The following is a 14534-nucleotide window of genomic DNA, read 5'->3' as shown; positions in this document are numbered from 1 at the left end:
CTCCAAATGCTTTAACCAGCCGGTTGAAAGCAACTTATATTCCAAATGCGCCAGAATTACACATCGCTTTACGAACTAAATTCAAAATTTATCGCCAACTTGAATGTTACCTTATCTGAAAATGTTCGCATAAAGGTTCAACACATCACTATGGCACAGCCGAAACAACACGAACTATCCCTTACGCCTACACAGGAAGCAGAGCGGTATCTTGAAAATGCCCGTCAGCTGCTGAGCGAGAAAGCAGGTAAGAAAGATGGCCTTTATAAGGATGTGACGAATATCTCAGGCAGAAAGAAGGCATTCATTTTACCAAACCGAAGAGTATCGAGGATTATATGACACGAATAAGAATGCACGATAAAAAACTATTGCGGCTTCTTGCCAGTGCATACGACGAGCTTCATTTGGCTGGTTATTATCATGGTACCCGTTCAGTAGATACCATGCAAAATGGTATGAATGGTGTCAGACAAATGCTGAATTACATTTAAAACCCAGTGTCTGCTTATGCTGTTATCCGCGGATTGAACGATCGGTTTGCTACAAAGCCGTCAGGAAATAACTAATTTTGGCCGGGTCGCCGAAACAATGAACGGGCCGCCCGATTACGGATTCACCGATTATCAGTTATGCCCAGAATATCCAGCCTGCTCATTTTCCTGGCCTTTCTCATTCAAACTTGTACCACGTCGAACGAGCAACGGGAACAACAGACGACGCCCGCCGACACGGCCACACAATTTACCCGAACCGGCATTCACCACGCAAAGGGGTTTACTATCCGGTATTTCAATGACTTCAAACTTGTCAATATTATCAATCCTTTCGGTGGGCAGGGCGATACTTTGCGATATATTCTCCAGAGAAAAGGGGCAATAACCCCTACCGGTTATCCGAACGCCCAACACATTGAAATACCCGTAAAAAGTCTCGTGGCAACGTCTTCCATGCATGTGGGCCTGCTCGGATTTTTGGGCACGGAAGATGTGTTGACCGGCCTCGGAAACCTGCAATATGTGTATTCCCCGAAAGTGGTGGACATGATCAAAGCGGAAAAAATCGTTGAAGTGGGCCGCGATGGGGGGGCTCAACGACGAAAAATTAATCGAAATGCAGCCGGATGTGGTAATGACGATCGGCAATCCCGGGGCAAAAATGGACCACTATCGCATGCTGAAAGAAGCGGGCATTCCGGTATTGATCAACTCCGAATGGGTGGAACGAACGCCGCTGGCGCGGGCGGAATGGGTGAAGCTGATGGCGGCATTGCTGGACAAGGAGGAACTGGTAAACGAAAAATTCGCGCAGGTCGAATCGGAATATGCACGGCTCGCTTCACTGGCAGGAAAGGCGGCCACAAAACCGACGGTATTATCCGGCCTGAACACCAAAGATGCCTGGTTCGTCCCCGGCGGCAACAGTTACATGGCGCGGTTTTTCAAGGACGCGGGCGCTTTTTATCCCTGGCAAAACGACTCCGCTACCGGAAGCCTTCCCCTGAGCTTCGAAGCGGTATCGACAATCGCCCTCCAAGCGGACTATTGGCTCAATGTCGGCTTCGGCGGCCACGACACCCGAAAAAGCATCATTGCCATGGATACCCGTTACGCCAATTTTAAAGCGGCGAAAACAGGCGATTTATACAGCTATAACCGCCTTGTTAACGACCAGGGCTCCAATGACTTCTTCGAATCGGGTAGCGTGAACCCGCATACTGTGCTGGCCGATATGATCCGGATTTTTCACCCTGAGCTCCTTCCGAATCATCAGCTCGTGTATTACAAAAAGCTTCCCTAATGATGCAGACGGGTCACAACAAAAACTGGATATTCAGTTTGCTAGGAATATTTGCCGTCGCCTTTTTCTGCCTCGACATCATGCTCGGTTCTGTGGCGATACCTTTTAAAGAGGTTTTCCGCATCGTGACAACCGGCGAGTCGGAGAACCGTGCGTGGCTTTTCATCATTGAAAAAATACGTTTACCCAAATCCATCACCGCGATCCTGGCCGGCTGCGGACTGTCGGTCAGCGGCTTGCAAATGCAAACGTTGTTCCGAAACCCGTTGGCGGGGCCGTCGGAGCTGGGCATTACCGCCGGGGCGGGGCTCGGCGTGGCGGCTGTCATGCTCGCGGGCGGGAGCAGCGCGAGCATGTACGCGATCAGCCAGTTGGGCATTTCGGGCAGTTGGCTCGTTATCGGCATGGCTTCCCTGGGATCAGCTCTGGTTTTAGCACTTATACTCCTGATCGCCGGAAGGATACGCGACAATGTGATCCTGCTGATCGTCGGCGTCATGATCGGCACCATTACCCTTTCGATCATCAGCATCTGGCAGTATTTCAGCCAGCCCGAGCAATTGCAGGAATACATTATGTGGACGTTCGGGTCACTGGGGGGTGTTACCGGTTACCATTTATATGTATTGTCCGGGGTAGTTGTCGCAGGCCTATTGCTGGCGTTCGCTTCCTCAAAATCCCTTAACGCATTATTACTCGGAGAAAATTATGCGAGAAGCATGGGACTTACCGTCGGGCGGACGCGCCTGCTGATCATGCTCAGCACCAGCTTACTCACCGGCAGCGTTACCGCATTCTGCGGGCCGATCGGCTTTGTGGGCATAGCCATTCCGCACATTACCCGTTCGCTTTTCGGCACATCCAATCACCGCGTACTCATTCCGGCAACCTGCCTCACCGGGACGGTATTACTTTTATTGTGTGACATCATTGCGCAGCTCCCGGGCACACAAACCGTGATCCCTATCAATATAGTCACGTCGTTGCTTGGAGCGCCCGTGGTGATCTGGATCATTATCCGGCGCAACAACTTACGTTCAGCATTCTCATGAAAACCCCGGCAGCCATACTCGAAACCCATTCGCTGACCATCGGCTACCGGTCGGCCGGTAATGAACGGACGGTTGCGTCGGACCTCAATGTCACGCTCCGGTCGGGTAGCCTGGTATGTCTGCTGGGATCGAACGGAGCGGGAAAATCGACGTTGATGCGTACTCTAAGCGGTTTACAGCCAGCGTTGGAAGGCCAAATCGTCATCGACGGACGGAGACTCGGCACGTTGAAACCCGCAGAACTGGCACAAAAGCTAAGCCTAGTGCTTACCGACAGGATCGACGCAGGTAACCTCAGTACCCGCGAAGTGGTGGCACTGGGACGCACACCATACACAGGGTGGCTGGGAACACTTGGCCGGGAGGATCATTTCAAAATCGCGCAAAGCATTGAACAGGCCGGTATTACCCCATTGCTCGACCGCCGGATGAGCCAATTGAGCGACGGTGAAAGACAAAAGGTAATGCTTGCACGCGCCCTGGCGCAGGACACGCCGTTGATCCTCCTCGATGAGCCCACTGCCCATCTCGACCTGCCCAACCGGGTGGAAATGATGCGTTTGCTGCACAAGCTCGCGCGCAACACCCGCAAGGCGATCCTGCTGAGCACGCACGAGCTGGACCTTGCGTTACAGACCGCCGACGAACTCTGGCTTATGCGACCCAACGGTCTGCTCACGACAGGGTTACCCGAAGATCTGGTGTTAAATGGTGCTTTTGAGGCCACATTTTCCCAAAACGGTTTCGCTTTCGACCGCTCCACCGGCATGTTTATCATTCATCAGCCTGTCGGGAACGCCCACGTTTATCTCGAAGGCCCTGAAAGACCCGTTTTCTGGGCTAAACGTGCCCTTCAAAGGGAAGGGCTGGGGATAAGCAGGTACCGCGACGCACCATGCCGTATCACCGCCAGCGAAACAGAGAACGGATTTGAAGCTGAAATAAATTTTGAAAACCGGCTGTGCAGGGTTACCTCTGTGCAAGAGCTTGTCGGCCAAATGCGGTTATATTTTTCAAATGACTTATCCAATTGATTTATATGCTTTTAAAAAACAAGAAAAACCTGTTGTTGCTCATGCTGGCGATCATTATCGGCTATATCGTTTATGATTCGACATCCCAGCCGACCGTTGACGATCTCCAGGGCGGATTCCGGGAAGTGGCGATGTACCGGAACGAAAACAATACCGGACCGATCGTCCGGGTGTATGCCGTGACGGTCGAAGATACGCTTTCAAAGGACATGGCCCGATACGGAGACCTTATGCCTTACACAAAATACGGCACCACGACAGTCTATTTTTTCGACGCGGGAAAACCGTTTCCTAATTCGCTGACGGCTACCGAGCCGCATTTTGACAAAAAATTTGCGCCCAACTGCCTGGCTGTGTACCGGAAAGACGCGAACGGACAGGTTTCACTGGACAAAAGGCCGCATAAGAGCGAATAGCCCATTATTTTTGTCCAATTAATTTTTTGAATAAATACTGAAAACAATGACTGCACTGGAAACCGTCCGGCAATACTACGAAGCCTTCAATGCAAAAAACTGGCAGGGCATGCTCGCTTTGCTCCATCCCGAAGTAAGGCATGAAGCGAATCAGGGCGATGTCCGTATCGGAGTGAAGAAATTCACGGAATTCCTTAAAAAAATGGATGAAGCCTACGAAGAGACGCTGACCGACATGGTATTCTTCAGCGAGCCGCAGGACAGACGCGTTGCTGTTGAATTTACCGTGAACGGCATTTACAAAAAAGCAGAAGAAGGACTTCCCGAAGCACACGGGCAGTCCTATGTGCTACCCGCCGGGGCGTTTCTGGAAGTGACCGATGGCAAGATCAGCCGTGTAACCACTTATTACAACCTTCCGCTCTGGATCGAGCTGGTTTCGAAACCATGACCGGGGAACTGACATTTGTGCGCAAGACCGGCGCAGGGATCGCCGAAGTTTTCGACGACCTCGCCGGGCTTCGCATCGTCGTTTTCAGAGAATATCCCTATCTGTATGAAGGAAGTGTGGAATACGAAAAAGGTTATTTGCAAACCTATCTGCAATCCGAACGCTCGTTTTTATTTGCCGTTTACGCGGGTGGAACGATGGTTGGCGCCACCACCTGCATTCCGCTGGCAGATGAAACCGCCGAAATCAGGAAGCCATTTCAAGACGCCGGTTTCGACGTCGGATCGGTCTTCTACTTCGGGGAAAGCATTCTTCTGCCCGCCTATCGCGGTATTGGCCTTGGGCACCGCTTCTTCGACGAGCGCGAAGCACACGCACGAAGTTTTAACCATTTCACGACCTGCTGTTTCTGTTCCGTCGATCGTGGCGACAGCCACCCGCTGAAACCCGCCCATTACCGTTCCAACGACGCATTCTGGCTGAAACGCGGTTATAAAAAGGAGCATGTATTGCAAAGTACCATGGAATGGCCCGATCTCGGGCAGCCGGTTTCGACCCCAAAAACCATGATTTTCTGGACCAAACTACTCAACGACCAGCCATGCAAGTAACCATTGCCTCGGCACAATATCCTATTACCGAACACGTCGATTTCGCTTCCTGGCAGCAGCACACCGAAAAATGGGTAGCCGATGCCGCGATCCGGGGTGCGGAATTGTTGCTGTTCCCGGAGTATGGGGCCATGGAGCTCGTTAGTATTTTCGATGCTGAAATCCGCAATGACATCCGGCGGCAGATCCACGAGCTAAACGCATTGAAGGATAACTTTTGCAAAACTTTTGAAATGCTTGCCGCGAAATACGGCGTCATCATCGTCGCTCCAAGCATCCCGGTGATCGAAGAGGACAGGAATCTGAACCGGGCTTTTGTATTTTCCTCGGATGGCCTTGCAGGGTACCAGGATAAATTCTTCATGACACGCTTCGAAGACGAGCACTGGGGTATCGAAAGTGCGCCTAAACAACTGACGGTTTTCGAAGCGTCCTGGGGTAAATTCGGCATTCAGATCTGTTACGACGTCGAATTCCCGTTAGGCGCACATAAAATGTGCGAAGCCGGCGCCCAGCTGATTCTTGCCCCAAGCTGCACCGAAACCATTCGCGGCGCCACACGTGTGCATGTGGGCGCCCGTGCCCGCGCACTCGAAAACCAGGCATTCACAGTAGTATCCCAAACCGTCGGCGAGGCATTATGGTCTCCGGCCGTCGATCTCAACTACGGCTATGCCGCATTTTACACCACACCCGACAAAGACATGCCCGAAGAAGGCATTATCGCCAAAATGCCCGCACAGAAGGAAGGCTGGCTGGTGCAAACCCTCCATTTCGGATTATTGGAGGAGGTAAGAAAGGACGGACATGTATTCAATTTCAGGGACCAGGTACAGCTGGCTATCGGGCTGGCGGAAAATAAGGTTTCTATCGTTTTGAAATCCATCTAAAGACAAAATAGCGGCATTCAAATTAAATGCCGCTATAAAACGTCGCCTTCAAAGTTCTATTTTGCAGTCCTGTCCGGGGAAGTTTTCAATAGCTGATCAAGTTTTGATTCGAGACTTGTCAACTGATCCCGGAATACCTTGTTATCAACTTTAAAGCTCGCGTTTTCCGCTTCCAATCTCGCATTTTGTTTCGCCAACTCCTTCACGGATTCGATCAGATGCGGGATCAGGCCCATGTAGTTGAGCGATTTGAAACCCTTTTCATCGGTTCGGACCAGCTCCGGGAACAATACTTCCACATCCTGGGCGATCAGACCTGTTTGCAATGATTGGTCGCGCTCTTTGTCCTTCCAGTAATAATGATAGCCGTTCAGACCGGTCAGTCTTCCCAAACTGGCGGAAAGCGGAGTAATGTCACGTTTAAGCCGGCGATCGGAACCTTGCGACAATGTACCTCCCAGGGTTCCGTTACCGGCATTGTCGATCCAGAAACGCCATGCATTATTGATCCAGAAGCCGATCTGGGCATCCGTTTTCATACCCATAAAGCCATCGACTACATTTTGAGAGTTGTTAAAATGAATCCCTGACGTCGTCGCGCCGTCATGTCTTGTACGAATGCGCCCACCAACATCAAGAGGGTATCCGGGAGAATCAATGTCCAGCTTTATGCCGGTATTTCCGTTCCGCAATACTGATACCGCATTCGATTTATTGTTACCGGCGGTTCCGTTCCCCACCTGAAAAATCGCATCGTCCGCGGAAGGCGCGTTACTTCCTCCCGATCCTTGAGGTGCGTTGAACATTCCGACAACGAAACTACCCTTGTAGTTGGATTGTGTTTCAAATCCAAATGCGGTCGAAGTATGTCCTGTTGCAAAGGCATCAAAGCCTATCGCCGCAGAGAAGCTGCCCGCCGCAGAAGAACCAACTCCGGAGGCAATGCTCGCTAATCCTTTTGCCGAATTATCACTCCCAAATGCCGCAGAATACTCACCCATCTCTGACCCCTCCCATTTACCGTTCACGGAACTCCCCGCACGGAAAGCCCCTTTCAGCGGGTACCATATTAATCTGTTTCCTTCATCGATCGAGGGCAATAAATACTTAACAAGATCCGGGTCATTTACCACATCCGGATCATTGATATCTATGTCGGGCCCGAACTGCATCTTTTGTACCACTGGATAACCGTCATGCCATTTGGTTGCTTCCTTTGCCTGCGTTGCATAGGGAACACTCAGTAGCTGAGTAGTACCCATGTCGATATACGTGGTACCTCCCTCCGGATCCATTTCCAACTGTAAGAAATGAGGGAATGATTGCCAGGAAATATTGCCAAATGCGCCGCTCACCACCGTTCCCCCACCGATGGGAATATTGAAAATTCCCGCGGCATTCGTCTGCACTGTGTGCGTTTCCTGATAAACGACTGTCCCCGATGAATTTTCCGAGCGAATGGTAACCCGAATACCCACATTGGCATTACTCGCCAATTTACCATCCGCCTTTCGGGCTACTCCCTGGAAGCTGAATTGCTCGGGAACCTGCGCCAGGGCAAGCATATGCCACAACACGAGCATCATGCAAAACGAAAGCATTTTCATAGTCTGCATTTTTAAAGAACCATTGATGGGAAGAATCATCCGGAACTTCCGGAGCCGGCCACAAAAACAGACGTTTGTAAAACGATTGTCAAAAGCAATGATCGAATGGCCTATATAAGTTAGCTAATGGTCAAACACTTACTGTGTCTCAACAGACCTGTAATAGGGAAATTCAACCTACGCGGCAATCGGGGCACTTTTGTACCCATCGCGGTAGCCGAATTGTACTTTTCTAATAAACACCCCCCCCCCCCATTCAACTTATCTGCTTTGCCTTCCATGTCGATTCCCAAATCCACTACCAACAAAATTGCAAGCAAAAAACAAACACTTCAACAATAGCACAAACTACTTATATTCACTTTAATAAAAGTAAATTGCGCTTATTTAAGGAACGTTTTCTACGTATATAGCCAACAAATTTCCGCTGTTTAATATTAGTTATACAAAAGCAAATTTGCAGATACAGTATAGTAAAAAATACTATCTCCACTTTTCGAAATTTTAATTATTTCAAGATATTAGACGTATATTGACCCGTCATTTTTCAGTCACTAAACGTCCTCTATCATGAAAGCCTTTACCTCTGGGCCTGCATATTGTTTGCAGCCACGGCAGTTCCTTTCAAGTCCTCCGCGCAATGCACGCTGGTAGATCCGGCAATTGAATTAAACAGTGTTTCCGATATCGGCGGAAGTTGCATGGTAAACATCAACCTTTCCTTCACGATCGACAAGAACAACGGAAACAAATTCACTTACGTACACCTCTGGAAACCAAGCGGCTACCCAAGCATTTCCTATGAATCCAAAGGCCCGAAAGTTACCCAACTGGGAAGCGGTTTACTTGCCACACTTGCAATCGACACCGACGGAGACGTGTCGCTGCTGTCGACATACAGCGCCGACCCAGCCAATGTGATCCCGCTTTCCGCCGGTCTTAACATTAATGAAGAACCTCTGAGCGGCACTTTGTCCCGGATCACGATCGACAACGTCCAGTTCCCGGTGCCGGGCGCATGTAATGCGCTCCCTATTCTGAAAGGGTATGTGTGGTCGACGCAGGCAGCGAGCGCCAATCCGAACATTCATTGCTACAACAAAGGCTTCAATCTCCGGATCAACGACCCGGTCATAACCGGCAAGATCAACTGTAACGAACCCGAAGGCCCCCGGACATACGACCTCGACATTATTTCGACCAGCCCATCGGCATTCCAGGTTACCTATAAACTGTATCTGGACGACGGCGTGTTGGTAGACGGCCAAACGTCTTTCGGCGCAGGAGACGATCTTTTTTACACAAGCCCGGCTACCAACCTGTCGTCATCGGAACCGATCCGTAGCAAAGACGAGAATTATCCGTACGCATTCCTCGAAGATAAACGCTCGATCTGGGTGGAATTGACAGGCCCGAGTCTGCCCAATGCCATTATCGCCGAGCTCAAAAACGGTTGCACCATCACTTTACCGGTTGTATTGGCGCGCTTCAACGGGTCCCTGCTCGACAATGCGGTGAGCCTTTCATGGACCACCACCGAAGAGGCGGGTGCCAGTCATTTCGATATCGAGAGAAGTGCGGATAGCCGGGAGTTCATCCAGCTCGGCCGCGTGCGGGCGAAAGGTAACTCGTCGGTAAAGCAGCAATACGGTTTTGTGGATAACAAGCCCCTGAACGGCAATAATTATTACCGCCTCCGGATGGTCGACGCAGACGGCAGCTCGGACTATTCGAGGATAATCGCGGTCGATAATGGCGCTAACAGCATTGCATTCGAGCTTTTGGGAAATCCGGTAGCTAACCGCGAGATCAGATTCCTGCTCAAAAATGAGAACGCGTCGCATATCGGCCTTTTCGATCTGTCGGGAAAAGCAATTCGGTTCTCGCTCAGCCAGTCGGGCAACGAGTTTGTACTGAAACCCAAAAATACGTTGCCGTCGGGCCTCTACGTACTTTCGCTGAAACGCGGCAAAGCCGGCGCCATCACAAAAAAGGTATTGGTACCGTAAGCGGAACCCTTTCAAAAAGAGACCGCCGGAACAGATCCGGCGGTCTCTTTTTCATTTACCCAATACCTGTCGTACGTCACTCGCCGACACCGCATCCGCATCGTTTCCAAAGTTCTTTCTGATATAGGTAAGCACCTGGGCTATTTCCTCCGGTTTGAGGAAATCATGCTTCGGCATCAGGTCGTTATAAGGCTTACCTGCCACCTGAATGGGTCCTTCCAGCCCGTTGGCAACTACTTCAATGAGGCGCTTTTTATTGCCTGTCACCCATTCCGAGCCGCCGAGTGGCGGAAAACGGCTGCCATCGCCCAGCCCGTTGCGCTGGTGGCAGGGGGTGCAGTAGGTATTATAAATGCGCTGCCCCGATTCTTTGGTTTTGATATCCAGATTATCCGCAACTTCGTCGGGGGTGCGTATGTGTGCGAGCTGTTTATGCTTTTCCATCGCCGCCAGCTGCGCCGCACCGAAACGGCGTTTATCCCCCTTGAACATGATACGCCACACTTTTCCCTTGCGCGAATCGGTGATGTAAAGCGAGCCGTCGGGGCCTTCGGCTAGACCCATCGGCCTGAATTTGGCATCGCTGACGTTGATGATCGGATCCACTCCCGCAAAACCGTCCGCAAACACCTCCCAGTCGCCGGACGGCTTTCCATCCCTGAACGGTACGAAACATACGAAATATCCGGCCTGCGGGTAAGGTGCGCGGTTTGTAGAGCCATGAAAGGCAATGAATGCGCCGTTTTTGTATCGCTCTGGAAACTGGCTACCCTGATAAAACAGCATGTCGTTCGGTGCCCAATGCCCCGGGAACCCGATAAGCGGCTTCTGGTACCTGGCCCCATCGCCCTCTTTTTTACCGTCGCCGCCATATTCCGGATTGAGCATTTTCTTGCCTTTCATCTGGTCATAGTAATAATACGGCCATCCGACGTTGGTTCCCTGCGTCACCTTCACAAACTCCTCCGAAGGCAACACCGCGCTTTGCCAGGATGTAAAAAGGCCGGGAAAAAGACGATGCAGATTATCGCGGCCATGAACGACGGCATAAAGGCTTTTATCAGCAGGATTCCAGCGCATTCCTACAATGCTTCTTAAACCGGTGGCATACAGCGTACCATCGGCCTGCGTCTGACCGGGCTTGTCGGCACTGAACTTCCATATTCCCCCGTGCTTTTCCAGATCGGGGCATGGATTTATACCCGGACTCCCCGGCTTCCCGCCCGGCGAGTTAACCATATCTTGGCAGGCATCCGACGGCGCCCCGAACGGGACATACATATTTCCCCGGTCGTCGAAAGCCATGGGTTTGGTAATATGCCAATGGGCACCATGCTCGTGGTCGTCCCGGAGAATGAGCTCCGTCTTTTCCTCGGGTAGCAACTGGCCGGGAATGAGCTTGCTGCGGTACACGGCCAGGGAGGAACTATAATAAAGATACCCGTTTCGAATGGTGATCCCGTTGGCGAGGCTGCTATGGTCCCGGTAATTGCCGAAGTTTTGAATAATATCCGCCTTTCCATCGCCGGTGGTATCCCTGAGCGCCACGGTACCGCCGCCCTGGCCTTTACCGAAGTAGCGCAACTTGATGTAAATATCGCCGTTGTCGTTAACCACGATATGGCGGGCCAAACCGGTGCTGTCGGCCACAACGAGCGTTTCGAAGCCGCCGGGCGTGGAGAGGCCGCCATTGTCCGGATCGCCGGCAGGAAGTCTGTCCTGGGGCGAATAATTTGCCCCGGCGAGTGCGAGCGTAAAGAGTACGAAAATCAGGCATGTGCCGGTCTTTTCGAATTTCTGGTTATAAAAATACATGTCGGGTTCGATTAAAATCCTTTTTTCCTGGCTGCGATACCATTCAGGTCCCATACTACTTTGCCCTGACGTACGGTCAGTTCCACTTCCAGCTTTCGGGCGCCGCCAATGCTGCTTCCTGCCGAATCCATAAAACCGAAAGCGCCTTTGCGTAGGCGGAACAATACGATATCGGCAGGGTTGCCTTCTTTCAGATTACCCAACTCGGGATGGCCTATGGCTTTGGCGGCGTTCCAGGTCGCGATTTTCACGACCTGTTCAAGGGACAACCCCATTGCCATAAACTTCGACATCACGTTGGCCATGTCCTTCATAGCCGAATTCATACTGAAACGGTGCAGGTCCGTTCCGAAAGAATTAGGATAAAACCCTTGTTTCACGGCCGGCATGGCCTGATCGAACCAGAAGCCCGCTCCGCCGTGCCCAAGGTCAAACAAAATACCTCTTTCACGGGCTTCGAGCACAAACGGGTGCACCCGCCCGTTCGCGTCCACGATCGGCATGCGCTCTTTTATGTTCTCGAACGTATGGGTAATCATGTCGCCCGGCCGCATTTTGGAGAGCTGGTCTTCCAGGGAATACTCCGGCAAATGGCATTCCACAAAGAGCGGCTTACCAACCAGCCCAGCCGCCTTCAATGCGTTTTCAAATGGCGTCCACTCCTTTCCATTATAATGGCCGATCTTCACCCCTGCGATTATCCCGGGATATTGCCGTATCACGGCAACAGCGGAATCCACATTCATATCCGCTAAATTTTGCTCGTGACCGGCACCCGTCATGCCCCCTCCGGCAATGTTCAGAAATGCCAGAATGCGGGTTTTGGACTGATCGATTACCTGCTTTTTGAACAGCGGGAAGCTGCGCCAGCCGGAAGTACCGGCGTCCACGACGGTCGTTACTCCCGACCGGAATGTAAAATCATCCGGCGAAACGCTGTTTACGCCGTTCGCAAATAGCCCCGGCAACGGCCCCACGAACACATGCGTATGCGGGTCGATGAAACCGGGTGTGAGATAGAGGCCATCGGCCACGACCACCTGCGACGCGCTGTCGTTGATTACCGGCGCCACTTTGGCGATCTTACCCTGGCCGACGGCAACGTCCATTACCGCATTCAGCGAATTGGCCGGATCGATAACATGCGCCCCTTTGATGACCAGCTCATAGGATTGCGCAAAAGCGGCAGGGGCCGTCAGAGCAGCAAATGCAAGCCATAAGGCGGAAAAAAACGGGCGATGGATTTTAAAGAATTGCTTTTTCATACCTATTTGCCCTGCATTTCAGATTCCCAACCCGGAACGCTGATGCCGTTCAGGTCCCACACCACTTTGCCTGCACGGATCGTAAGCTCGGCTTCCAGTTTCTTGTCCCCTTTCATCCTCAGTCTCCGGGTGTCCATAAAACCGAAGTCGCCCGTCCGAACGTTGAAAACCGTGATATCTGCCTCGTTACCTACCGTGAGGCTCCCCAGGTCGGGACGCCTGATTACCTGCGCGGGGTTCCACGTCACGCGCAGAATGGCGTCGGCAAGCGAAACTCCCATATTCAGGAATTTCGAAATCACATTGTCGAGGCCTTTCATGCCTCCGTTCATACTGTCGGTATGCAAGTCAGTACTGATGACATTCGCAAGAAAACCTTGTTTGACGGACGGGATGGCCTGTCTCCATGCAAACGCGCCACCGCCATGGCCGACATCGAACACCAGCCCTTTCTTTTGCATTTCGAGCACGAAAGGCTTCACTTTACCGTGCTCGTCCACCACCGTCTCGCGGTCGTTGGGCCCGTGGGCGTAAGTATGCGTGAAAATATCGCCCGGCCTGAGGTATTCCCTGAAAAGCTTCTCGATCGACAACGGCGGCCGGTGCTCGCCAAAATCGACCATAACCGGCACATCCGCCAGCTTCCCCGCTTCGACAGCACGCTGTACCTGGCTATAATCACCCCAGTAATGGGCTGATTTGATGCCGACGATCAGATTCGGGTACAGGCGCCTGATCATATTCGCCACCATTACCGGGTTCATGTCGCTCAGATCCTGCTCTTCATAGCGGCTGGCCATCCCGGCACCTACGATATTCAGGAAAGCCAGTACGCGCGTCTGGGAGCGATCGATCGTTTGCGCTTTGAAAAGCTTGAAATTACGCCAGCCCGACGAGCCGGCATCGACAACCGTCGTGACGCCCGCCCGGAAGGTGAAACCATCCGGCGCTACGCTCGTATGCCCGTTGGCAATGTAAGCGTCCGGGCTTGTCCCATTGAAAACATGGACATGCATGTCGATAAAGCCCGGTGCGACGTACAGTCCTTTGGCATCAACCACTTTTTTGGCATCGGATACGGGAATACCGGCGGCTACCTGTGTAATCTTCCCGGCGGTAACAGCCACGTCCATGATCGCATCGATGCGGTTCCCGGGGTCGATGACATGGCCGCCTTTGATGAGCAGGTCGATGGGCTGGCCAAACGACGCACCGGCAAGGAGGGGCACAAGCAGCACCCCTGCCGGAAAGCGGATACCCGCACACTGCGACCGAAGCAGTTTGAAAAAGTTCATGAGATGTTGGTTAGGATTTAGGTATTTAAACACTTTTAGAAAGCATGCTTCTATAAAAATATAGCCATTCATTTCGAAAAAACAGCAAATAGCCAATTATAATATGGTCATTAACCATCATCGCCAACAAATAGGCACCCTCTTACTTTTTTTCGCCAGACTGTCGCTATACTATAAGTTACTTGTAGTATAAACCGGGCTTCCGGCGCCGATGCATTGTGTAATTTTTAAAAGAACATCTTGAAATATCTGGATTACTAAAAATAATATGCATTGATTTACAGCGAGT

13 protein-coding genes and 1 pseudogene are annotated in these 14534 nt (G+C 51.6%); 9 read left to right on the top strand and 5 right to left on the bottom strand.

The window, feature by feature from the left end:
• Window positions 1-45: 45 nt before the first annotated feature.
• Window positions 46-494 (top strand): annotated as a pseudogene (locus ABV298_RS16595) (DUF5618 family protein).
• Window positions 495-626: 132 nt separating this feature from the next.
• Here the strand turns inward: ABV298_RS16595 and ABV298_RS16590 are convergent.
• The gene (locus ABV298_RS16590; RefSeq protein ID WP_353717316.1) at window positions 627-1094 is read right to left on the bottom strand and encodes a hypothetical protein; all 468 of its coding nucleotides are present in this window, start codon (window positions 1092-1094) and stop codon (window positions 627-629) included.
• Between ABV298_RS16590 and ABV298_RS16585 the strand changes: the two genes are divergently transcribed.
• The 7 genes from ABV298_RS16585 to ABV298_RS16555 are packed head-to-tail and all read left to right on the top strand — an operon-like array spanning window position 1066 to window position 6254.
• Window positions 1066-1800, top strand: coding sequence for an ABC transporter substrate-binding protein (locus ABV298_RS16585; RefSeq protein WP_353717315.1), 735 nt, complete (start codon window positions 1066-1068; stop codon window positions 1798-1800). The genes ABV298_RS16590 and ABV298_RS16585 overlap by 29 nt on opposite strands.
• Window positions 1800-2852: an iron ABC transporter permease gene (locus ABV298_RS16580; protein ID WP_353717314.1), complete on the top strand. Its 1053-nt coding sequence runs from the start codon at window positions 1800-1802 to the stop codon at window positions 2850-2852. The genes ABV298_RS16585 and ABV298_RS16580 overlap by 1 nt, the downstream gene beginning before the upstream one ends.
• Entirely contained in the window at window positions 2849-3886 is a 1038-nt protein-coding gene (locus ABV298_RS16575) for an ABC transporter ATP-binding protein (RefSeq protein WP_353717313.1), read from the top strand. The genes ABV298_RS16580 and ABV298_RS16575 overlap by 4 nt, the downstream gene beginning before the upstream one ends.
• Before the next feature lie 5 nt (window positions 3887-3891).
• Window positions 3892-4302: a hypothetical protein gene (locus ABV298_RS16570; protein WP_353717312.1), complete on the top strand. Its 411-nt coding sequence runs from the start codon at window positions 3892-3894 to the stop codon at window positions 4300-4302.
• Between the two features lie 46 nt (window positions 4303-4348).
• A complete protein-coding gene (locus ABV298_RS16565) occupies window positions 4349-4753 on the top strand; it encodes a ketosteroid isomerase-related protein (RefSeq protein WP_353717311.1) in 405 nt (134 codons plus the stop codon).
• Complete coding sequence (locus ABV298_RS16560) at window positions 4750-5364, top strand: GNAT family N-acetyltransferase (protein WP_353717310.1); 615 nt, start codon at window positions 4750-4752, stop codon at window positions 5362-5364. Before ABV298_RS16565 ends, ABV298_RS16560 begins: the two co-directional genes overlap by 4 nt.
• Window positions 5355-6254, top strand: coding sequence for a carbon-nitrogen hydrolase family protein (locus ABV298_RS16555; protein ID WP_353717309.1), 900 nt, complete (start codon window positions 5355-5357; stop codon window positions 6252-6254). Before ABV298_RS16560 ends, ABV298_RS16555 begins: the two co-directional genes overlap by 10 nt.
• Window positions 6255-6310: 56 nt before the next feature.
• On the opposite strand, the gene ABV298_RS16550 is transcribed toward ABV298_RS16555, so the two are convergent.
• A complete protein-coding gene (locus tag ABV298_RS16550; protein ID WP_353717308.1) occupies window positions 6311-7861 on the bottom strand; it encodes a tail fiber domain-containing protein in 1551 nt (516 codons plus the stop codon).
• Window positions 7862-8562: 701 nt separating this feature from the next.
• Between ABV298_RS16550 and ABV298_RS16545 the strand changes: the two genes are divergently transcribed.
• Window positions 8563-9870, top strand: a complete 1308-nt coding sequence (locus ABV298_RS16545; protein ID WP_353717307.1) for a T9SS type A sorting domain-containing protein — start codon at window positions 8563-8565, stop codon at window positions 9868-9870.
• A 51-nt stretch (window positions 9871-9921) separates the two neighbouring features.
• On the opposite strand, the gene ABV298_RS16540 is transcribed toward ABV298_RS16545, so the two are convergent.
• The 3 genes from ABV298_RS16540 to ABV298_RS16530 are packed head-to-tail and all read right to left on the bottom strand — an operon-like array spanning window position 9922 to window position 14245.
• Entirely contained in the window at window positions 9922-11685 is a 1764-nt protein-coding gene (locus ABV298_RS16540) for a c-type cytochrome (RefSeq protein ID WP_353717306.1), read from the bottom strand.
• Window positions 11686-11696: 11 nt separating this feature from the next.
• Window positions 11697-12950, bottom strand: a complete 1254-nt coding sequence (locus ABV298_RS16535) for an amidohydrolase/deacetylase family metallohydrolase (RefSeq protein WP_353717305.1) — start codon at window positions 12948-12950, stop codon at window positions 11697-11699.
• 2 nt (window positions 12951-12952) lie between these two features.
• A complete protein-coding gene (locus tag ABV298_RS16530) occupies window positions 12953-14245 on the bottom strand; it encodes an amidohydrolase/deacetylase family metallohydrolase (RefSeq protein ID WP_353717304.1) in 1293 nt (430 codons plus the stop codon).
• Window positions 14246-14534 lie beyond the last annotated feature (289 nt).

Origin of the sequence: Dyadobacter sp. 676 (genome assembly GCF_040448675.1) — a bacterium.
Taxonomy (GTDB): domain Bacteria; phylum Bacteroidota; class Bacteroidia; order Cytophagales; family Spirosomataceae; genus Dyadobacter.
The sequence above is the reverse complement of the archived record's forward strand: the minus strand, read 5'-3'. Positions and strand labels throughout refer to the sequence as shown.